This is a genomic window from Pseudomonas sp. NBRC 111143 (assembly GCF_001320965.1).
Taxonomy (GTDB): domain Bacteria; phylum Pseudomonadota; class Gammaproteobacteria; order Pseudomonadales; family Pseudomonadaceae; genus Aquipseudomonas; species Aquipseudomonas machongensis.
Genome location: NZ_BCBT01000003.1, coordinates 151,877 through 173,149, shown reverse-complemented (window position 1 = coordinate 173,149; position 21,273 = coordinate 151,877). Strand labels below are relative to the sequence as shown.

The following is a 21,273-nucleotide window of genomic DNA, read 5'->3' as shown; positions in this document are numbered from 1 at the left end:
CGGCTTATCCTCGAATGGCCCAGAAGGCCAGGTTCAGGCCAGGGAACTCGCCAGCGACGTAGAAGGCGAAGCCTCCCGAATGTTGCAACTGCTTCCAGTGCTCGCTGCCGCGGTCGAGTTCGAAATAGGTGGAACCGGCATGGAACGGAATCTGCCGCGGCGCCACCGGCAACGGCAGCAGGCCGATGCCAGGCAACTGCAGATTGACCAGGTCGCGGATGTGCTCCACCGAACCGATCTTGCTCTGCTGGCCGAAGCGGCTGCGCAAGGTCTCGCCCGGCACATCGGCGCGCACCACGAGGATGAAACTGGCGCTGTCCAGCAGGCTGCGATCGGCGAGCATGGCCACGTGCACGCCGTAGGCTTTCTCGACGATCGGAATAGCCACCGCCTTGCTGTCGATCAGCATCGACAGCGCTTCACGCAGCGATGCCATCAGCGGCTGGAAGGTCGCCGCAAGATCATCGTGCTGGTACACCGGGAAGCTCTCGGGGCGACGCCCCTCGCGGGTGAAGGTGGCGAACTCGCCTGCCAGCGCCACCAGTTCGCTGTACAGCCGCTCGGGGTGCAGCGGGCTGAGCTGGCCGAGGTGCTCGATCAACGGCTGTGCGCGGTTGACCAGTTGCAGCAGCATGAAGTCGGCAATTTCCGAGGCGCCGCCATTGGCCGAGGCCACCACCCGCCCGGCCAGTGCCTCGCCACGCTGGTGCAGCAGCCCCAGCAGCTCACTGCGAAAATTCGACAGCGGGTTGCTGGCCGCCACATCCAGCAGCGGCGGGATGTAGCTGTCGTCCAGCACCAAGGCCCGGTCGGCACGCTTTTCCCGGATGCGCACCACACCCAGCGCGGCAAAATCGCCCAGGCCATCTTCCTCACGCAGCAAGCGCAGCGCGCGGCCTCCCAGAGCCAGGGGTGCGCGATTCTCGAACGGCGCGTTGTCGTCGCGCACTTCGCTGACCCGCGCCACATAGCGCGCGCCGTCCAGCGCCTCACCTTCGTCGACGGTGTCGCGGGCACCGGCACGCTTGAGCGGCAGGCCCAGGTGAATCACCCCGTCGCGCAGGTCGTCGGGAATTTCCAGAGGCGCCGGTGGCAGGTCATCACGGGGGATATCGAAAGGCGTGCCGTCCGGCAACAGGCCACGGGCACTGAGGATTGCCAGCTTGCCCTGGGCCAGCAGGCCCTGGTCGACCAGCAGCTCGGAAAAGCCCCAGGCCGCGCTCGACAGAGGGCGGCTGCGGGCATCGATGAAGTTTTCCAGATAGCGGTCGTGCTGCTGGAAGTGCTGGGTCGTGATGAACATGCCTTCCGACCAGACCACACGATTGTTCCAGGACATGGGTTCTCCGTTTGCCTAGCGGGCAGGCACAGGTTGTGGGGTGGCCACGGCGCTGCGCACGGCGCGCACATCGAGGCTGATCTGGTAATCGCGAGGCGGTACGGCCAGGACGCTGCGCCACTGCGCACGGTCGATCTCGCGGTAGCCGACCACCAGGCCGACCTGGCGCGTCGCCGGGTTCAGTGGGCGATCCAGCTGCAGTTGACGACCGGGCTGCAGCAGTACTTCGTCCTGGTCGATCAAGTCGGCGCCCAGCGTAGCCTGCGCCCGTTCGGCCAGGGCAAAGTAATCGGCGCGCTCGAAGGCGGCGGCGTTCTTCAGCTCGAAGATGCGCACCCGCACAGGTGCCGGCGTGCCATCGGCACCGGGGTTGAGCCCGGCGGCGGCGCTGAAGTACAGGGTGACGCCTGGCTCTGCCGGCTCAGCGTCGGAGCTCGGCACCACCGACGCATCCTTGCTGCAGGCACTGAGCAGCACGAAGGCCAGGGCTGCCATCAGTCTTGTTGCACTCATCCTCGTCCTCATGACGTATTGGTGTTCTTCCTGCCTTGAGAATCAGCCTCAAGAGCGTTGCAGTCGGGCGTTGTGTGCCTCGTAGGCACGGCTGAACTCGCGGCCGAACAAGTCCTGGAAATCGTCCTGGGCTTCAGCTGATATCTGCCCGTACAGCTCGGTGAACTGCTGCCAGCAATGGGCCTGGCGCGAGCCGCCGAATACCTTCGACAGGCCTGTGGCCGGCGCCAGGCGAGCCTCCAGGCGGGCGGGCTCGAAACGCGTCAGCACGTGCTTGATCGCCGCCTCGACGCCGGCCATGACCGCCAACTGGTGGGCGCGCAGGTCATCGAAACTGTCGCGTACCGCCTGGTCGGCGGGCATGAACGCCTGGTTGCCCTGGCGCAGCAGCAGCAACAGCGCCTCATCGGCGTTGGGGGCGAATTTCAGCGGGTTGTTCTGCACCGGCGCGATGGTGGTCTGCTGCATGCGGAACTCGCCCTTGAGGCTGCTGCGCGCGCGCAGCACGTCGATCAGGCCCTCGACCATCAGGCGGTAGCTGCGGCCCACCGCCTCCATCTGCGCTGCGGCATCGCCAGCGTCGATGCGCAGGTGCTCGATGCCCGCACCGCGCAGGAACGCCTGCAGCAGTGCCTGGTCGGGCATAGCCTGGGTGGGGGGCGGGGCGGGTGCGGGTGCGGGTGCGGGTGCGGCGACAGGTGCAGGCGGCGGAGGCACTGCGGCAACAGGCGCGATTGGCTCTTGTGCAGGCAGCGGACTGGACGCCGGGGCCTCGTCGAACAGGTTCCAGTCCGCCGGAATCACCCCCGGGGCGGGTGCGGCAGGCGACACGACGGGCGTTACCGGCGCGGGCGGACGAAAGTCGTGCTGCTGGGCCGGCACATGGTCAGGTTGGCTCGCCGCCGGCACGCTGGCGGGTCCAAGGAAATCGAAGATGTCGGGCAGCGTGTCGTGGCTCGAAGCCCCTTGCAGGAAAGCAGCCGGGGCGGGTGCAAGGGGGGGCTCGGAGGGCGTCGCCTGCCCGGCCATCAGCGCCTCGAAGCTCTGTGCGCCAGGCTGGCGATTCTCCTCCAGCGAGAACCCCGAATCGATGCGCGCCTGGATCTCGTACTCGCCAATCCGGATAACTTCGCCATCCATCAAGGGCTCGCTGTTTCCGCGGCGCAAACGCACGCCAGCGTGTACCAACTCCACGCCATTGGTGCTGCTATCGGTCAGGTAATAACGGCCATCTCGAAACTGGATGACACAATGATTCGACGATACCAATCGCTCAGGATCCGGCAATACCCAATCATTGTCCGGACTTCGCCCGATGGTGACGGCACCAGTCTCCACAAGCATCTCCGCACGCTGGCCCGGAGTAATCTTGTGATAACTAGTGATAGTTAGGCAAAGTGCCATCACGCCTCCTGCATATAATGTGTATCGTGATTCCATTCAAATGAGTGGATAGCGAAAAGCACCAATAAATCCTTCAAAAACAACAACCTAAATAACGTCTTTAGCTGTTTTATCGCGACATATCGGCGAATTTAACCACAGCAGCAAGGCACATTGATGGCATCCGACAGATGGGCCTTCAAAGCTGCAAACTCGGTCACACCTCCACTCGGGGGCGGGTAGCTTACCTTGACAGCATTTTGGAAATAAACCATAAATGCGCAACTTTGGAGCCTGCCATTGATATCACGCTGACATCAATCGCCCGCTCCTCTACAAGTTTTTGTGCGCCAGTTCACATTTGCAACTTCGCGCAACTAACGCCCCGCCACGGGCCGATATGGAGATCGATTCCTGGTGAACTCGCCGCTGCTGCTCGCCGCTATTTCCGATGACTTCCCATGCGGTGAAGATCTCGAATACGACGCGGACTTCCTGCAACTCGAACGCGATGCGCAAGGGCGTCCGGAGCGGGTCATGGGCGATGCGGTACAACCTGCCGAACCGCCGCAGTGGCGCACCATCGAGCAGACCTGCACCGACCTGCTGCAACGGAGCAAGGACCTGCGCATTACCCACTTCCTGGTGCAGTCCAAACTCGCCTTGCAAGGCTTCGTCGGCCTGGCCGCCAGCCTGGAACTGATCCGCGACCTGCTCGGCGAATACTGGCTGCACCTGCATCCGCAACTCGACGCCTCCGACGACAACGACCCGACGGTGCGTGTCAACGCCCTGTCCGGCCTGACCTGCGACGCCAACATCGCCCTGCTGCGCGAAGCCGTGCTGGCACGCTCGCGCGCCTTCGGCCCGGTCACCTTGCGCGCGGCCTTGCACGCCGCCGGTCTTCAGCACTTCGCCAGCGAAGACCTGAGCGTCGAAGCGCTAGCCGCTGCGCTGCGTGATGCCGACCCCGATGAGCTCGAACAGACTCGCCAAGCCCTGAGCCTGGCCCGCGAGGCCTGCGAAGCGATCGAGCGCCGGGTCAGCGACCAGGTCGGTTCGGCCAGCGGCGTCGACCTGTCGGCACTCAAGCAACCGCTGCGCCTGGCACAGCAGGTGCTGGCCGACTACGCCCCTGGCGGCTCGCCGCCAGCCGCCGAGAACAGCGAAGCGCCGCAGGAAGATTTCCAGAACGACCATTCGACGTCCGCCGCCGCAGTGCCAGCCGCTCGTGCCGCTGCACGCCCTGGCGAGATCAACAACCGCGACGACGTTCAGCAAAGCCTCGAGCGCCTGCTCCAGTACTACGCCCGCCACGAGCCTTCCAGCCCGTTGCCGGTGCTGTTGCGCCGGGCCAAGAACCTGGTCAACGCCGATTTCGCGACCATCGTGCGCGACCTGATTCCCGAGGGCCTTTCGCAGTTCGAGAACCTGCGCGGGCCCCAGGACGACTGATACCACCGACAGCCGCAACGAACGACAGCGCCCCCAGCGGCGACCAGGAGGAACCACGTGGCCAAAGACAGCTCCCAGAAATTCATCGCGCGCAACCGCGCGCCGCGAGTGCAGATCGAGTACGACGTCGAACTGTATGGCGCCGAGAAGAAGGTACAGCTGCCCTTCGTCATGGGCGTGCTCTCCGACCTCGCCGGCAAGCCGGCCGAACCACTGCCCGCCGTGGCCGACCGCAAGTTCCTGGAAGTCGATGTCGACAATTTCGACTCGCGCCTCAAGGCCATGAAGCCACGGGTGGCATTCAACGTCCCCAACGAGCTGACCGGCGAAGGCAACCTGAGCCTGGACATCACCTTCGAGAGCATGGACGACTTCAGCCCGGCCGCCGTTGCGCGCAAGGTCGATGCCCTGAACCAGCTGCTCGAGGCGCGCACCCAACTGGCCAACCTGCTGACCTACATGGACGGCAAGACCGGTGCCGAGGACATCATCCTCAAGGCCATCAAGGACCCTGCCCTGCTGCAAGCCCTGGCCAGCGCCCCGAAACCTTCCGATAACGAGCCGAGCGCCTGAGGAGCCCGCCATGACCGATCCGTTGCGCGATACCCAGGCCCAGCCGGCCACCACCGAGCAGGCCAGCGAATTCGCCAACCTGCTGCTGCAGGAATTCAAACCCAAGACCGAGCGTGCCAAGGAAGCCGTCGAAAGCGCCGTGCGCACCCTGGCCGAACAGGCCCTGGCGCAGACCAACCTGGTCTCCAACGATGCCATCGGCTCGATCGAGCAGATCATCGCCGCCATCGACGCCAAGCTCACCGCACAGGTCAACCAGATCATCCACCACGATGACTTCCAGCAGCTGGAAAGCGCCTGGCGCGGCCTGCACTACCTGGTCAACAACACCGAGAGCGACGAGCAGCTGAAGATCCGCGTGCTCAACATCTCCAAGACCGACCTGCACAAGACCCTGAAGAAATTCAAGGGCACCGCCTGGGACCAGAGCCCGGTGTTCAAGAAGCTCTACGAAGAGGAATACGGTCAGTTCGGCGGCGAGCCCTACGGCTGCCTGGTGGGCGACTACTACTTCGATCAGTCGCCGCCCGATGTCGAGTTGCTGGGCGAGATGTCCAAGATCTGTGCGTCGATGCATGCGCCGTTCATTGCCGCTGCATCGCCAACGGTGATGGGCATGGGCTCGTGGCAGGAGCTGTCCAATCCGCGTGACCTGACCAAGATCTTCACCACTCCGGAGTATGCCGGCTGGCGTTCGCTGCGCGAATCGGAAGACTCGCGCTACATCGGCCTGACCATGCCACGCTTCCTGGCCCGCCTGCCCTATGGCGCCAAGACCGACCCGGTCGAGGCCTTCGCCTTCGAGGAAGATACCGACGGCGCCGACAGCAGCAAGTACACCTGGGCCAACGCCGCCTACGCCATGGCGGTCAACATCAACCGCTCGTTCAAGCACTACGGCTGGTGCTCGCGCATCCGCGGCGTCGAATCGGGCGGTGAAGTGCAGGATCTGCCGGCGCACACCTTCCCCACCGACGACGGTGGCGTGGACATGAAGTGCCCGACCGAAATCGCCATTTCCGACCGCCGCGAGGCGGAGCTGGCCAAGAACGGCTTCATGCCACTGCTGCACAAGAAGAACACCGACTTCGCCGCCTTCATCGGCGCGCAGTCCTTGCAGAAGCCGGCCGAGTACGACGACCCGGACGCCACCGCCAACGCCAACCTGGCTGCCCGCCTGCCGTACCTGTTCGCCACCTGCCGCTTCGCCCATTACCTGAAGTGCATCGTTCGCGACAAGATCGGCTCGTTCAAGGAAAAGGACGAGATGCAGCGCTGGCTGCAGGACTGGATCCTGAACTACGTCGACGGCGACCCGGCGCACTCCAGCGAAACCACCAAGGCACAGCACCCGTTGGCGGCGGCTGAAGTGGTGGTGGAAGAAGTCGAGGGCAACCCTGGCTACTACAACTCGCGCTTCTACCTGCGCCCGCACTACCAGCTCGAAGGGCTGACCGTGTCGTTGCGTCTGGTCTCGAAGCTGCCTTCGGCCAAAGGCGCCTGAGCCTGAACCGGGGCCGCTGCGCGCCCCATCGCGGGGCAAGCCCGCTCCTACAAGGGCCGCGCCGCCCCTCGGAACGGTGCGATCCCTGCAGGAGCGGGCTCACCCCGCGATGGGCTGCGCAGCAGCCCCGATAGAACTGCCAACCGACGCGAAATACCGAGGACATCATGGCTGTAGATATTTTCATCAAGATCGGCGACATCAAGGGCGAGTCCGCAGACAAGACCCACAAGGAAGAAATCGACGTGCTGAACTGGAGCTGGGGCATGTCCCAGTCCGGCAACATGCACATGGGCGGAGGCGGCGGTGCCGGCAAGGTCAACATCCAGGACCTGTCGATCACCAAGTACGTCGACAAGTCCAGCCCCAACCTGATGGCCCACTGCTCCAGCGGCAAGCACATCGACAAGGTCAAGCTGACCGTGCGCAAGGCCGGTGGCGAGAGCCAGGTCGAGTACCTGATCATCAACCTCGAAGAAGTGATCATCAGCTCGCTGAGCACCGGCGGTTCGGGCAGCGATGACCGCCTGACCGAGAACGTCACCCTGAACTTCGCCAAGGTCACCGTGGACTACCAGCCACAGAAAGCCGACGGCACCAAGGATGGCGGCGCCATCAAGTACGGCTGGAACGTGCGTCAGAACGTCAAGATCTGATAGCGCTGTCGACTGCTTCGCGGGCAAGCCCGCTCCCACCGGGAAAAGTGCGCACCCCTGCTCCTTTCTGGGAGTGGGCTTGCTCGCGAAGCAGTCGACACGACCCCGAACCCTTGAAGGAACCCGACCGTGGTAGCCGACATCGCCGCCCGTGACCGCCTGCAACCCTCGCTGCTGGATCGTCTGACCGACGATGATCCCGGCAACCCGCAGGAAGCCCCGGACAAGCGCGTGCTATCGCTGCAGCAGCTCAAGGCATCGGTACTGCGCGACCTGGCCTGGCTGCTCAACACCACGTCGCTGCTCGACAGCGCCAGCACTTTGAACACTCCCGCAGGCAACTCGGTGGTCAACTACGGCCTGCCCGCCCTGGCCGGCAACTGCGCCTCGAACATCGACCTGCTGGCCCTGGAGCGCATCATCCACCAGGCCATTTCCACCTACGAACCGCGCATCCTGGCCCACACCCTCAAGGTGCGCGCCATGGTCGCCCCCGGCGAGATGAACGCCAACGCCCTGAGCTTCGAGATCGAAGGTGATCTCTGGGCCCAGCCTGCGGCGCTGCCACTACTGCTGCAGACCGACCTGGACCTGGAGTCCGGACAAGTGCACGTAGCCCCCGCCGAACGCAGGAGACGCGCATGAACCCGCGCCTGCTCGACCTGTACAACCAGGAACTGCGGCACATCCGCGAAAGCGCGGCGGAGTTCTCCCGCGAGTACCCGAAGATCGCTGGGCGCCTGACCCTGTCCGGCATCGACTGTGCCGACCCGTACGTCGAGCGCCTGCTCGAAGGTTTCGCCTATCTCACCGCGCGCGTGCAGCTCAAGCTCGACGCCGAGTACCCGACCTTCACCCACAACCTGCTGGAAATCGCCTACCCGCACTACCTGGCGCCGACGCCCTCGATGACCGTGGTGCAGCTGCAGACCGATCCTGACGAAGGTTCGCTCAGCGCAGGTTTCCCGCTGCCACGCGGCAGCGTATTGCGCGCCAACCTTGGCCGCGACTCGCAGACCCCGTGCGAGTTTCGCAGCACCCAGGACGTCACCCTGTGGCCGCTGCAGGTGGCCCGCGCCGAATATTTCGGCAACCCTGGCACCGTGCTCGGCCGCCTCGCCGCCAGCGAACCCAAGGCCCGCGCCGCATTGCGGCTGACACTGCGCAGCGGTGCCGAGATCCCGTTCTCGAGCCTGCCGCTGACGCACCTGCCGCTGTACCTCAACGGTGCCGACGAAACGCCCTACCGTCTCTACGAACAACTGCTGGGCAACGCCTGTGCAGTGTTCGCCCGCCAGCCCGGCGCTGATTGGGTCGAGCGTATCCCGCTGGAGCACGCCCTGCGCCCCTGCGGTTTCGATGACAGCGAAGCGGCATTGCCGGTGGTGCCGCAGGCGTTCCAGGGCTACCGACTGCTGCAGGAATACTTTGCCCTGCCACAACGTTTTCTGTTCGTCGATTTCGCGGGCCTGGAACGGGCGGTCAAGCGCTGCAACGGCCAGGAGCTGGAGCTGCTGGTGCTGTTCGAGCGTTTCGACTCGGCGCTGGAAAGCAGCGTCGGCGCCGAGCGCCTGGTGCCCTTCTGTACCCCGGCGATCAACCTGTTCCCCCGCCGGGTCGACCGCATCCACCTGACCGATAAGGTCAACGAACACCATGTGATCGCCGACCGTACCCGCCCCACCGACTTCGAGATCCACTCGCTGCAGCGCGTCACCGGCCACGGCACCGGTGCAGACCAGGAGTTCCTGCCCTTCTACGCCGTGCGTGACCCCTCGCGCTATGGCCGCGATCAGGCCTACTACATCGTACGCCGCGAGCAGCGAGTGCTGTCGAGCGAACAGCGGCGCAACGGCACGCGCTCAAGCTACATGGGCAGCGAAACCTTCATCAGCCTGGTCGATGGCCAACAGGCGCCACACCGCCACGACCTGCGCCAGCTGGGCATCAGCGCGCTGTGCAGCAACCGCGACCTGCCGCTGTTCATGAGCGTGGGCGATGGGCGCAGCGACTTCAGCCTCGCCGACAGCGCACCCGTGTCTGCCGTGCGCTGCCTGGCCGGCCCCAGCCGCCCCAAAGCCAGCCATGCCCATGACAACCGCGCCTGGCGCCTGATCAGCCAACTGTCGCTGAACTACCTGTCGCTGGCCGAGCAAGGCCAGGGTGCCGCCGCCCTGCGCGAGCTGCTGCGCCTGTACGGCGACAGCCAGGACAGCGCACTGCACCTGCAGATCGACGGCCTGCGCGAGGTCAGCAGCAAGCCCTGCACCCGGCGCCTGCCGATGCCCGGCCCGATCGTTTTTGGCCGTGGCCTGGAAATTACCCTGGAATTCGACGAGAACGCTTTCCGCGGCACCGGCGTATTCCTGCTCGGCGCGGTGTTCGAACGCTTCCTGACCCGCTACGTGTCCATCAACAGCTTCACCGAAACCGTGCTGCGCACCAGCGAGCGCGGCGAGATCATGCGATGGAAAGCCAAGCCCGGACGCAGGCCGACCCTGTGAACATACTCGAGGCCATGCAGGCCGAACCCTGGGAGTTCGACTTCTTCCAGGCGCTGCGTCGCCTCGAGGCCGAGCACCCCGAGCTGCCTCGCTTCGGTCACGCCCAGCGCCTGGCCGATGAGCCGGTGCGCCTGGGCCAGCGCCTGGACTGCAGCTTCGCCCCGGCCACCCTGGCCTCGGTAACGCAAGACGGCGAAGGGCCGGCGCGCCTGGAACAGTTCTTCTTCGGCCTCGGCGGCCCCAACGGACCGCTGCCGTTGCACCTGACCGAGTACATGCGCGAACGCCAGCGCAACCACGCCGACCACACCAGCAAGCGCTTCCTCGACATCTTCCATCACCGCCTGCTGAGCCTGTTCTACCGTGCCTGGGCCGAAGCGCGGCCAACCGTCAGCCACGACCGCCCCGGCGATGACTACTGGGCCGCGCGTCTGGCGGCCCTGAGCGGGCGCGGCCAGCCCGAACTGCAGGACCAGGGCCCGCTGCCGCATACCGCCAAGCTGCACTACTCCGGCCACCTCGCCGCACAGACGCGCTATCCGGACGGGCTGGCGAGCATCCTGGCGAGCTATTTCGGCGTGCCAGTGCGCATCGAGGAGTACGTCGGCCAATGGCTGGAACTGCCCGAGCGCAGCCGCCTCGGCGTGCACGCCAACCGCCTGGGCATGGACCTGTGCCTGGGCCGCTACGTCTGGGATCGCCAGCACAAGTTCCGCCTGTGCCTCGGCCCGCTGACGCTGGAGCAATACCACGCGCTGCTGCCGGGCGGGCAGGCGTTCATCGAACTGGCGGCCTGGGTCGCCGAGTACCAGGGCCACGAACTGGACTGGGACCTGAACCTCATTCTCGCGCGCGAGCACGTGCCCGCGCTGGAACTCGATGCCGGCAGGCGCCTGGGTTTCGACACCTGGCTCGGCCGTCCACAACACGATGCCAACGACCTCAAGCTCGCTCGCTACTACGCCGCGCAGCCGGTCAAACCGTCTTGCACAAGGAGTCAGGAACATGGGTGAAATCAGCCGCGCCGCGCTGTTCGGCAAACTCAACAGCGTCGCCTACAAGGCCATCGAAGCCGCCACGGTGTTCTGCAAGCTGCGCGGCAATCCCTACGTGGAGCTGGTGCACTGGTTGCACCAGTTGCTGCAATTGCAGGACAGCGACCTGCACCGTATCGTGCGCCAGTTCAACGTCGAGCCGGCGCGCCTGGCCCGCGACCTGACCGACGCCCTCGACCGCCTGCCGCGGGGCTCTACCTCGATCACCGACCTGTCCTCGCAGGTCGAAGAGGCAGTGGAACGCGGTTGGGTCTACGGCAGCCTGATGTTCGGCGAGATCCAGGTGCGCACCGGCTACCTGCTGGTCGGCATCCTCAAGACCCCGAGCCTGCGCAATGCCCTGCTGGGTCTGTCGAGCGAGTTCGCCAAGCTCAAGGTCGAGGCCCTGAGTGAGCGCTTCGACGAGTACGTCGGCGACTCCCCCGAGAACAATCTGGCCGCCAGCGACGGCTTCACCGCGGCAGCGCCGGGCGAAGCCAGCGGCGCCGTGGCCCCCGCAGCGATGGGCAAGCAGGAAGCACTCAAGCGCTTCACCGTCGACCTGACCGAACAGGCGCGCAGTGGCAAGCTCGACCCGATCGTGGGCCGCGACGAAGAGATCCGCCAACTGGTCGACATCCTCATGCGTCGCCGCCAGAACAACCCGATCCTCACCGGCGAGGCCGGCGTCGGCAAAACCGCTGTCGTCGAAGGCTTCGCCTTGCGCATCGTTGCCGGCGACGTACCGCCTGCGCTCAAGGACGTCGAGTTGCGCAGCCTGGATGTCGGCCTGCTGCAAGCCGGCGCCAGCATGAAGGGTGAGTTCGAGCAGCGTCTGCGTCAGGTCATCGAGGACGTCCAGGCCTCGCCCAAGCCCATCATCCTGTTCATCGACGAAGCCCACACCCTGGTCGGTGCCGGTGGCGCTGCCGGGACCGGCGATGCCGCCAACCTGCTCAAGCCGGCACTGGCCCGTGGCAGCCTGCGCACCGTGGCCGCGACCACCTGGGCCGAGTACAAGAAACACATCGAGAAGGACCCGGCACTGACCCGCCGCTTCCAGGTGGTGCAGGTCGATGAGCCGAGCGAGCCAAAGGCGCTGCTGATGATGCGCGGCGTGGCCTCGACCATGGAGAAGCACCATCAGGTGCAGATCCTCGACGAAGCGCTGGAAGCCGCGGTCAAGCTGTCGCACCGCTACATCCCCGCACGCCAACTGCCGGACAAGTCGGTGAGCTTGCTCGATACCGCCTGCGCACGCGTGGCCATCAGCCTGCATGCAGTGCCTGCAGAGGTCGATGACAGCCGCCGGCGTATCGAGGCGCTGGAAGTCGAGCTGCAGATCATCGCCCGCGAAGCTGCCATTGGCGTCGCCACCGAGCAACGTCAGGCACAGGCCGACACGCTGTTGACCGAAGAGCGTCAGCGTCTGCTCGAGCTGGAAGGCCGCTGGGCCGAAGAAAAGACCCTGGTCGACGAACTGCTGGCCACCCGCGCCCAGTTGCGTGAGCAGGTCGGGGTGGTCGATCAGGAGGTCGATGCCCAAGGCAGCCATGAGCTGCGCGAGCGACTCGTCGACTTGCAGCAGCGCCTGAGCGCCCTGCAAGGCGAAAGCCCGCTGATCCTCCCGACCGTCGACTACCAGGCCGTGGCCTCTGTGGTTGCCGACTGGACCGGCATTCCGGTGGGGCGCATGGCACGCAACGAGATCGAGACGGTGCTCAACCTCGACAGTCACTTGGGCAAGCGCATCATCGGCCAGGACCACGCCTTGAAGATGATCGCCAAGCGTATCCAGACCTCCCGCGCCGGCCTCGACAACCCCAACAAACCCATTGGCGTGTTCATGCTTGCCGGCACCTCGGGTGTGGGCAAGACCGAGACCGCCCTGGCGCTGGCCGAGGCCATGTATGGCGGCGAGCAGAACCTGATCACCATCAACATGAGCGAGTTCCAGGAAGCGCACACCGTCTCCACCCTCAAGGGCGCACCGCCCGGCTATGTCGGTTACGGCGAAGGTGGCGTGCTGACCGAGGCCGTGCGCCGTCGCCCCTACAGCGTGGTGCTGCTCGACGAGGTGGAAAAGGCCCACCCTGACGTACACGAGATCTTCTTCCAGGTGTTCGACAAGGGCGTGATGGAAGATGGCGAGGGGCGCCAGATCGATTTTCGCAACACCCTGATCCTGCTCACCACCAATGCCGGCACCGAGCTGATCGCCGACATCTGCAAGGACCCGCAGACCTTGCCCGAACCGGATGCGGTCGCCACCTTGCTGCGCAAGCCGCTGCTGGAGATCTTCCCGCCCGCGCTGCTCGGTCGCCTGGTGACCATCCCCTACTACCCGCTCAGCGACGCCATGCTCAAGGCCATCACCCGCCTGCAACTGGAGCGCATCCGCAAGCGCGTGGAGGCTACGCACAAGGTCGGCTTCGCCTACGACGACGCGGTGGTGGACCTGATCGTCTCGCGCTGCACCGAGACCGAGAGCGGCGGGCGGATGATCGATGCGATCCTGACCAACGGCCTGCTGCCGGACATGAGCCGCGAGTTCCTCACCCGTCTGCTCGAAGGCAAGCCGCTGGCCAGCGTCAGCATCGGCGCGCGCGATAACGAACTGCACTATGACTTCAGCGCGGCCTGAGTCTCGCGCATACAGGAACATCCATGCTGTTCACGCAACTGACGCGCCTGGCGCAGATCAACAGCCCCCTGGGGCCGAACGTGCTGATCCTCAGCGAGATGGGCGGCAGCGAGGAGCTCGGCCGCCTGTTCGACTATGAGCTGCAGCTGACCAGCGACGATCCGGCCATCGACCTCAACCAGCTGCTCGGCAAGCCCATGAGCCTGTCGCTGCAATTGAGCGGCATGGCTTCGCGTCACTTCCACGGCATCGTCGCGCGCTGCAGCCAGTCGGTCGATCGCGGGCAGTTCGCCAGCTACCGCGTCACCCTGCGGCCTTGGCTGTGGCTGCTGACGCGCACCAGCGATTGCCGGATCTTCCAGCACCTGAGTGCACCGCAGATCATCAAGCAGGTATTCCGCGACCTGGGCTTTTCGGACTTCGAGGATTCCCTGAGCCGCAGCTATCGCGAGCGCGAGTACTGCGTGCAATACCGCGAGACCAGCTTCGACTTCGTCAGCCGGCTGATGGAAGAAGAAGGCATCTACTACTTCTTCCGCCATGAGGAGGCGCGTCACGTCCTGGTGCTGGCCGACGCCTATGGCGCACACCAGAAGGCACCCGGCTACGAGTCGGTGCCGTTCTATCCGCCCGACGGCCAGCACCGCGAGCGCGACCACATCAACGACTGGCACCTGGCGCAAGAGGTGCAGTCCGGCTCGATGGAGCTCAACGACTACGACTTCCAGCGGCCCAGCGCACGCATCGATGTGCGCTCGGCCATGCCACGCCCGCACCAGGCCGGCGACTACCCGCTGTACGACTACCCCGGCGCCTATGAGCAGACCCAGGACGGCGAGCACTATGCGCGCACCCGTCTCGAGTCGCTGCAGAGCCTGCATGAACGCGTGGAGCTGCGCGGCAACGCCCGTGGTCTTGGCAGTGGTCACCTGTTCAGCCTCAGCGGCTTCTCCCGCCAGGATCAGAACCGCGAGTACCTGATCGTCGCCGCCCGCTACTACGTGGTGCAGGAGCGCCTGGAAACCGGCGGCGGCAGCGGCTCGGCGCAGTTCGAGAGCAACCTGAGCTGCATCGACGCCCAGCAGAGCTACCGGCCGGTATCGAGCACCCTGCGCCCGCTGGTCAAGGGCCCGCAGACTGCCGTGGTGGTTGGCCCGGCCGGCGAGGAGATCTGGACCGACCAGTACGGTCGGGTGAAGGTGCACTTCCACTGGGACCGCCACGACCAGTCCAACGAGAACAGCTCGTGCTGGATCCGCGTATCCCAGGCCTGGGCCGGGAAGAACTGGGGCTCGATGCAGATCCCGCGGATCGGCCAGGAAGTGATCGTCAGCTTCCTCGAAGGCGACCCCGACCGGCCGATCATCACTGGCCGGGTGTACAACGCCGAGCAGGCCGTGCCCTACGATCTGCCCGGTAACGCCACCCAGAGTGGCATGAAGAGCCGTTCGAGCAAGGGGGGCAGCCCGGCCAACTTCAACGAGATCCGTATGGAGGACAAGCGCGGGCAGGAGCAGTTGTATGTGCATGCCGAGCGCAACATGGACACGGTGGTGGAGCAGAATGAGACGTTGTCGGTGGGCGCTAGTCGAGTGCAGACCGTCGGCATGCTGGAAACCATCACCATCGGCCAAGACCGCATCCGGGCGGTGCGCCGTGACGACATGCTGATGGTCGGGGCGAGCAAGACCGACAGCGTCAGCACCAGCTACCTGATCGAAGTCGGCGAGAACCTGCGCCTGGTCTGCGGCAAGAGCGTGATCGAGCTCAACGCCAGCGGCCAGATCAACATCAGTTGCGAGCAGTTCAGCTTTCACGCCAGCAAGGATGGGGAAATCAACACGGACGGCACCCTCGACCTGAACGTCGGAAGCGGCGCACAGACTGCGCCGGACAAACAAGGGGTGAAGAAGACCATCGATGACGCGGTGAAAGCGCTTTTCCCGAATACAGGCAAGTAACGAGAACGACCATGAGCTACCGCCTCAACGAATTCCGTCTGGTCCTGCCCGACGCCGACGTACGCGATACCAGCATCAATATCCTGCGCTTCGAAGCCCTGGGCACTTCGCTGATCGTCAGCCGCAGCCTACTCGCCGAAGGCGAGACCCTGCAGAGCAACTTCGATGGCCAGTTGCAGCGCCTGCAACAACAGGTCAAGGACCTGCAATTTCAGCCGGCCCAGGCGCTTCGGGTAGGCACATCGCAGGACATCGACGCTATCGAGTTGAGCAGTCAGTTCAGCAAGGGCCAGGAGAAGGTCTACCAGTATCAGCTCGCCCTGGTATTGCCCGGCACACGCAAGATGTTCGCGCTGAGCTACGTCAAGCCCACGCCGCTGGGGGCAGCGGAAGCGGCGCACTGGGCACGTCTGAAGCAGTCACTCGAATTCGACAACCTCGGTTGACCTGACCTATGTCCGACGCACTCTGGGCCGCACGCGAAGGCGACGCGCTGATGCATACCTCGATGATGGCCGATATCGTCGGAGGTGTGCTGGAGGTTGCCGCCAACATCGCCATCGGCGCCCTGGCCACGGCAGCGGTGGCAGCAGCGCTGGGCCTGACGGTGGCCACCGGCGGCCTGGGCTGCTTCGTGCTTGGCGCGGTGGTGGGGCTGGTGGTGGGCGTGGTGATGGCCAAGACCGGAGCGGACACCGGGCTCAGTCGATTATGCGAGGGCATCGGCAATGCCCTGTTCCCACCAAGCGTACAAGCCAACATCCTCACCGGCTCCTCCGACACCAAGACCAACGGCAAGCGTGCAGCACGCGCTGCCGGAATCGTCACCGGCCCTGCGCAAGCCTTGGCAGCGGGTGGCGAAGGCGCGCCGGGAGCGGAGAAGGAAGAAAGCTTCCTCGACATGGCCAAGGGCTTCTTCTCCCAGATGTGGCGACCGACCGTCGCCAGCCCTGCCGCCAACACGGAGCAGGCCGAAGACGACAAGATCCTCTGCAGCAAGCATCCACCAATGCCCCCGCAATACCTGGCGGAGGGCTCGAGCAAGGTGCTGATCAACGGTCATCCCGCCTGTCGCAGCGGTGATCGCAGCACCTGCGAGGCGGTCATCGTCGATGCCGGGGAAATTTCCGAAAACGTGCGCATCGGTGGCGAGCCGATCGTCGTGCGTGAGATCCGTAGCGGCAAGACCCCGGGCATCGGCCTGGCCATCACCGCCCTGCTGATGCTGCGCGGGCGCGGTGGCAAGTTCTACAGCCGCTTCGGCTGCATGCTGGTAGGGGGTGTAACCACGCTGATCACCAGCGAAGTGACCGGTGCCCTGACCTCGGCAATTGCCGGCTCGCCGAATCCGGTCCACGCTCCGACCGGCGCCAAGGTGCTCGCTGACGACCTGGATTTGGACTTCAGCCTGCAGAGCCTGCTGCCGCTGGACTGGCAGCGCTCCTACAACAGCCGCGACGAGCGTCGCGACGGCCTGTTCGGCGCCAGCTGGAGCGTACCTTACGAAGTCTTCGTGACCGTCCAGGCCGATCGCCTGCTGTACAACGATGAACAGATGCGGGTCATCGACATGGGCCAGATCCCGCCAGGTGATGCCGTGTTCAGCGCTGCCGAGGGCCTGAGCGTACGTCATGCCCTCAATGGCGAGCTGCTGATCGAGGATATCGAGACAGGCCTCTATCGCCTGTTCGAGCCTGCACCGACGAACCCTTCACACCTGCGCCTGAGCAAACTGGGCGACCGCAACGACAACCGCATTCATCTCGACTACGACGATCAAGGGCGCCTTTCAGGTCTGCGCGACACCTTTGATCGCGTCTGCGTCCAGCTCATTGCTCACGAGCGCTGGCCGCAACGCCTGGGTCGGATCGAACAAGTATTCGAAGACGGCAACCGCCAGACGCTCGTCAGCTACGGCTACGACCATCGCGGCGACCTGAACGAGGTGCGCGACGCGCTCGGCCAACTGCAGCGCCGATTCGCCTATGACGACGGCCAGCGCCTTATCGAACACCAGACTCCCGCAGGCCTGCGCTGCTTCTACGAGTGGATGCACAGCGAGGATGGCTGGCGGGTGTCACTGCACACCACCAGCGAGGGCGAGCGATACCAGTTTCGCTACGACATTGCCCAGGGTGTGACCGAGGTCACCGACAATCTTGGGCGTACCAGCATCCGTCACTGGAACCGCCAGTACCAGGTCGAACGTTATCTCGATGTGCTGGGCAACTGCTGGCAATTCCAGTGGAACGACGAACGCCAGTTGCTGGGTGCGACCGATCCGCTTGGCGGCCAGTGGCAGTATTTCTATGATGAGTCCGGCAACCTTGCCCAGACCATTGATCCACTGGGGCGAAGTGAATCGACCTTGTGGCTGGAACACTGGAGCCTGCCACGAGAGGAATGTGACAGCGCCGGGAATCGCTGGCGCTACCGTTATGACCAGCGTGGCAATTGCATCAGCGAAACCGATCCCTTGCACCAGGTGACCCGTTACCAGTACGACGAACGCGGGCAGGTCATCGTCATCACCGATGCCGCGGGGCGCCAGCGCCACCAGCGCTGGAACACCCGCGGCCTGCTGGTCGAGGATATCGATTGCTCCGGCTATCGCACCCGCTACGAGTACGATCGCCACGACTTTCCCTGCCGGATCACCGATGCCGATGGCGAAAGCACCACTTACACCTATGACGTGCTGGGGCGGATGATCGAGCAGGTCGAGCCCGATGGTCGGACCCACCGCTACAGCTACACCGTTGCCGGCCTGCTGTCGGCCTATGTCGACCCGCTGGGGCACCAGACCCTCTACCACTACGATCGGCACGGCCAGTTGACCGAGCAGCGCGATCCGCTGGGCCGCAGCGTACGCCTGGGTTACGACCTGTTCGCCCGCCTGGTGACGCTGACCAACGAGAACGGCGAACACTATCGGTTCGAATGGGATGCTGCTGATCGCCTGCAGCGCCAGCACAACCTGGACCTGAGCAGCAAAGGCTACCGCTATGACGCGCTCGGCGAGCTGCTGGAAATCGACTGGCACCCCATACCTGGCAGCCCCGAGCCGGTGCTGCGGCACACCTATGTGCGTGATGCCGGCAGTCGGCTGCTGTCATTCACCACCGACGATGGCTGTACCGAGTATTGCTACGACGGCGTGGATCAGTTGCTATCGGTCACCTTCACCGACACTCAGGGGCAGTCGACCAGTGTCGCTTTCGAATACGACGGCCTTGGCCAACGCCTGGCCGAAATCACCGACGCCGGCAAGCTGCTGCATCGCTACGATGAACTGGGCAACCTTATCCAGACACAACTGCCCGATGGCCGTACGGTGAACCGTCTGTATTACGGCAGCGGTCACCTGCATCAGGTCAACATTGATGGCACTGTGGTCTGCGACTTCGAGCGCGATCGCCTGCATCGAGAAGTCAGCCGGACTCAGGGGCGCATGAGTTTGACCCGCGAGTACGATCGCTGCGGCCGCCTGCGCACCCAATTACGCCGCAACGCGCAGCAGCCGGCTCACGGTCCGGCGCCCTGGCAGCAGCGTTTCGTGTTCGATGATCTGGACAATCTGGTCCAGCGCTACATCCAGCAACCCGGCAAGCAGCACCAGGTGCTGTTGCCGCACGATGCCAGCGGCCGGGTGATGGCCTGCCAGAGTGCCCTGGCCGGGCAGAACGAAAGCTTCCACTATGATCCCGCGGCCAACCTCACCGAGACGCCTGGCGTTGCAGTTCGCCACAACCAGTTGCAGCGCTATCGCGACAACCGCTATCGCTACGATGGCTTCGCTCGCCTCCTTGAGCGGCGCAGCAGCCAGTATGGATTGCAGACCTTTACCTACGATGCGCAAGAACGCCTGGTTCAAGTAGCGACCGTCCTTCACGGCAGGGAACGCAAGGTCAGCATGCACTACGACCCGCTGGGGCGACGCATTGGCAAGGACGAGCACGATGATCGCGGCAACCTGCTTGGCAGCACCCGGTTTCTCTGGGACGGCCTGCAACTGCTGGGCGAAACCCGCAACGGTCACAGCACCCTGTACCTGTATGGCGATGAGTACGAGCCCATGGCGCGGGTCGACGGGCTGGGTGAACACCAGCAGATCCGCTACTACCAGACCGACCTCAACGGCCAGCCTGTCGAGTTGAACGATACCGACGGCCAGACCTTGTGGGAATGCGAGTATCGAACCTGGGGGGCCACCTTGAACGAGCGCAATACCGCTCCGTTCAGCGAACAGCAGAACCTGCGTTTCCAGGGCCAATACCTGGACCGCGAAACCGGGCTTCACTACAACCTGTTCCGCTATTACGACCCGCAGGTAGGGCGATTCACCCAGCCGGACCCCATCGGCCTGGAAGGCGGCATCAACCTGTACCAGTACTCGCCGAACCCATTCACCTGGATCGACCCTCACGGGCTGGACTGGAACTACATCCTGACCGACCGCAACGGCAAGGCTTACTATCACGGCCGGGCTTCCGACAAGGCTTCGCTGGAAGATGTGATGCGTCGCCATGGCAAGACCAAAGGCACCGACGGCTATCGTTTCAGGTATGGCGACCGTATCAACCAGGTCACGCCCCATGGCACGCCCAAAGACGTGGCACGCGGTATCGAGAACGCCGGCATCCGCGAACGCAAGCAGGTGCTCGGACGCAAGAATCCCAAGGTCCGCGGCAACAAGATCCACGGTATTTCCGATGCCAAGGCCAAGACGGTGCGCGGCAGACGCAGGATCAAGGCTGCCAAGACCTATCTGCGCAATTCGGGCGTCAGCAAGGTCAGTTCACTGCCGGTCCTGGCCAGCAAGGCGGCACCGAGAAAGGTCAACACGAGGACATGTGGCAAATGACGACAAGCAAGCAACTGGCGGCGATTCGCGAGGCGCTGGAAGATTACGAAGAAGGCGAAGCGATCGACCCGGTGCTGAAGAAGGCCGGGCTGGCACCTGCAAGCCAGAAAATGTCCCACGACCAGGTAGTGCAGTGGCTGCTGCAGGAGCGTGACAAGGCTGACAAGGCAAATATCGTCGCCCAGTTCCTGCACGGTGTGGAAACGAACCAGGCACACTTGCGCGCCGGCCTTTCCTCACTCGCCAGCGCAACTCACTTCATGCAGCACCCGTTCAGCGTCGACAAGCAGCTCAACTGCCAGGTGTGCGGTGCCTTCGAGCATCTGGACATCGATTTCGTCCTGCTGAACCAGACACGCTACCTGTGCGGCAGCGTGCTGAGTGGCGATATCGCCGAGATGGCGTTCTTCCTGCAACAGGCCAACGCCATCGACAGCCCCCGACCTGAGGCACTGCCGCTCACGACCCGCATCTTCGAGATGATCCGGGCGATGCCAGACAGCGCCAGGCCCAAGGATATGCTCAAGCAACTGCGCAAGCTCAAGGGCGTGAAGATGAGCGAAGAGGAAGCGCGCAGCTTTATCGATCTGCTGGGGCATTGCGCCATCCTGCAGACGCCCGAACACCCTGGGCTTTTGCAGCGTTTCACCAATCAGGGTCTGGCGCCCAGCAGCTCGCGCTCGTCGGACTGGAGCTATCCGGTGGATTTCTGGACCGGGGCAAACGGTGTGGACGCCGACGCGATGGAATATTGGTTCGGCGACTATCCGCAACTGTTGGCGCGCTAGCCTTGAAACGAAACAGCCCCGGCAAATGCCGGGGCTGTTTCGTTACGCCAGATCA

15 protein-coding genes are annotated in these 21,273 nt (G+C 64.5%); 12 read left to right on the top strand and 3 right to left on the bottom strand.

Translation table 11 applies throughout. From position 1 onward, the window contains the following. Window positions 1-4: 4 nt before the first annotated feature. The 3 genes from tssK to tagH are packed head-to-tail and all read right to left on the bottom strand — an operon-like array spanning window position 5 to window position 3,256. Complete coding sequence (gene tssK, locus APH44_RS03110) at window positions 5-1,339, bottom strand: type VI secretion system baseplate subunit TssK (RefSeq protein WP_054891233.1); 1,335 nt, start codon at window positions 1,337-1,339, stop codon at window positions 5-7. A 15-nt stretch (window positions 1,340-1,354) separates the two neighbouring features. Beyond that, window positions 1,355-1,852, bottom strand: coding sequence for a type VI secretion system lipoprotein TssJ (gene tssJ / locus APH44_RS03105; protein ID WP_054891232.1), 498 nt, complete (start codon window positions 1,850-1,852; stop codon window positions 1,355-1,357). Window positions 1,853-1,900: 48 nt separating this feature from the next. Next, window positions 1,901-3,256 (bottom strand): type VI secretion system-associated FHA domain protein TagH, encoded by a 1,356-nt coding sequence (gene tagH, locus APH44_RS03100; RefSeq protein WP_054891231.1) that lies wholly within the window; start codon window positions 3,254-3,256, stop codon window positions 1,901-1,903. Between the two features lie 396 nt (window positions 3,257-3,652). On the opposite strand from tagH, the gene tssA reads away from it, so the two are divergent. The 12 genes from tssA (at window position 3,653) to APH44_RS03040 (ending at window position 21,218) form a co-directional block, all read left to right on the top strand. Then, window positions 3,653-4,690, top strand: coding sequence for a type VI secretion system protein TssA (tssA, locus tag APH44_RS03095; protein WP_054891230.1), 1,038 nt, complete (start codon window positions 3,653-3,655; stop codon window positions 4,688-4,690). A gap of 57 nt (window positions 4,691-4,747) precedes the next feature. Further along, on the top strand, window positions 4,748-5,263 hold the full coding sequence (tssB, locus tag APH44_RS03090) for a type VI secretion system contractile sheath small subunit (RefSeq protein ID WP_054891229.1): 516 nt from the start codon (window positions 4,748-4,750) through the stop codon (window positions 5,261-5,263). A gap of 10 nt (window positions 5,264-5,273) precedes the next feature. Next, on the top strand, window positions 5,274-6,767 hold the full coding sequence (gene tssC / locus APH44_RS03085) for a type VI secretion system contractile sheath large subunit (RefSeq protein ID WP_054891228.1): 1,494 nt from the start codon (window positions 5,274-5,276) through the stop codon (window positions 6,765-6,767). Between the two features lie 167 nt (window positions 6,768-6,934). Further along, on the top strand, window positions 6,935-7,423 hold the full coding sequence (locus APH44_RS03080; RefSeq protein WP_054891227.1) for a type VI secretion system tube protein Hcp: 489 nt from the start codon (window positions 6,935-6,937) through the stop codon (window positions 7,421-7,423). A 129-nt stretch (window positions 7,424-7,552) separates the two neighbouring features. Next, window positions 7,553-8,068: a type VI secretion system baseplate subunit TssE gene (gene tssE / locus APH44_RS03075; RefSeq protein WP_054891226.1), complete on the top strand. Its 516-nt coding sequence runs from the start codon at window positions 7,553-7,555 to the stop codon at window positions 8,066-8,068. Continuing rightward, window positions 8,065-9,927: a type VI secretion system baseplate subunit TssF gene (gene tssF, locus APH44_RS03070; protein WP_054891225.1), complete on the top strand. Its 1,863-nt coding sequence runs from the start codon at window positions 8,065-8,067 to the stop codon at window positions 9,925-9,927. The genes tssE and tssF overlap by 4 nt, the downstream gene beginning before the upstream one ends. Continuing rightward, on the top strand, window positions 9,891-10,940 hold the full coding sequence (tssG, locus tag APH44_RS03065) for a type VI secretion system baseplate subunit TssG (RefSeq protein WP_054891224.1): 1,050 nt from the start codon (window positions 9,891-9,893) through the stop codon (window positions 10,938-10,940). The genes tssF and tssG overlap by 37 nt, the downstream gene beginning before the upstream one ends. Next, window positions 10,933-13,605, top strand: a complete 2,673-nt coding sequence (tssH, locus tag APH44_RS03060) for a type VI secretion system ATPase TssH (protein WP_054891223.1) — start codon at window positions 10,933-10,935, stop codon at window positions 13,603-13,605. The genes tssG and tssH overlap by 8 nt, the downstream gene beginning before the upstream one ends. Before the next feature lie 23 nt (window positions 13,606-13,628). Further along, on the top strand, window positions 13,629-15,566 hold the full coding sequence (locus APH44_RS03055) for a type VI secretion system Vgr family protein (protein ID WP_054891222.1): 1,938 nt from the start codon (window positions 13,629-13,631) through the stop codon (window positions 15,564-15,566). An 11-nt stretch (window positions 15,567-15,577) separates the two neighbouring features. Further along, window positions 15,578-16,012, top strand: a complete 435-nt coding sequence (locus APH44_RS03050; RefSeq protein WP_054891221.1) for a DcrB-related protein — start codon at window positions 15,578-15,580, stop codon at window positions 16,010-16,012. Window positions 16,013-16,020: 8 nt separating this feature from the next. Further along, window positions 16,021-20,430 (top strand): RHS repeat-associated core domain-containing protein, encoded by a 4,410-nt coding sequence (locus APH44_RS03045; protein WP_054891220.1) that lies wholly within the window; start codon window positions 16,021-16,023, stop codon window positions 20,428-20,430. Further along, on the top strand, window positions 20,427-21,218 hold the full coding sequence (locus tag APH44_RS03040; protein WP_054891219.1) for a hypothetical protein: 792 nt from the start codon (window positions 20,427-20,429) through the stop codon (window positions 21,216-21,218). The genes APH44_RS03045 and APH44_RS03040 overlap by 4 nt, the downstream gene beginning before the upstream one ends. The last annotated feature ends 55 nt before the right edge of the window (window positions 21,219-21,273 follow it).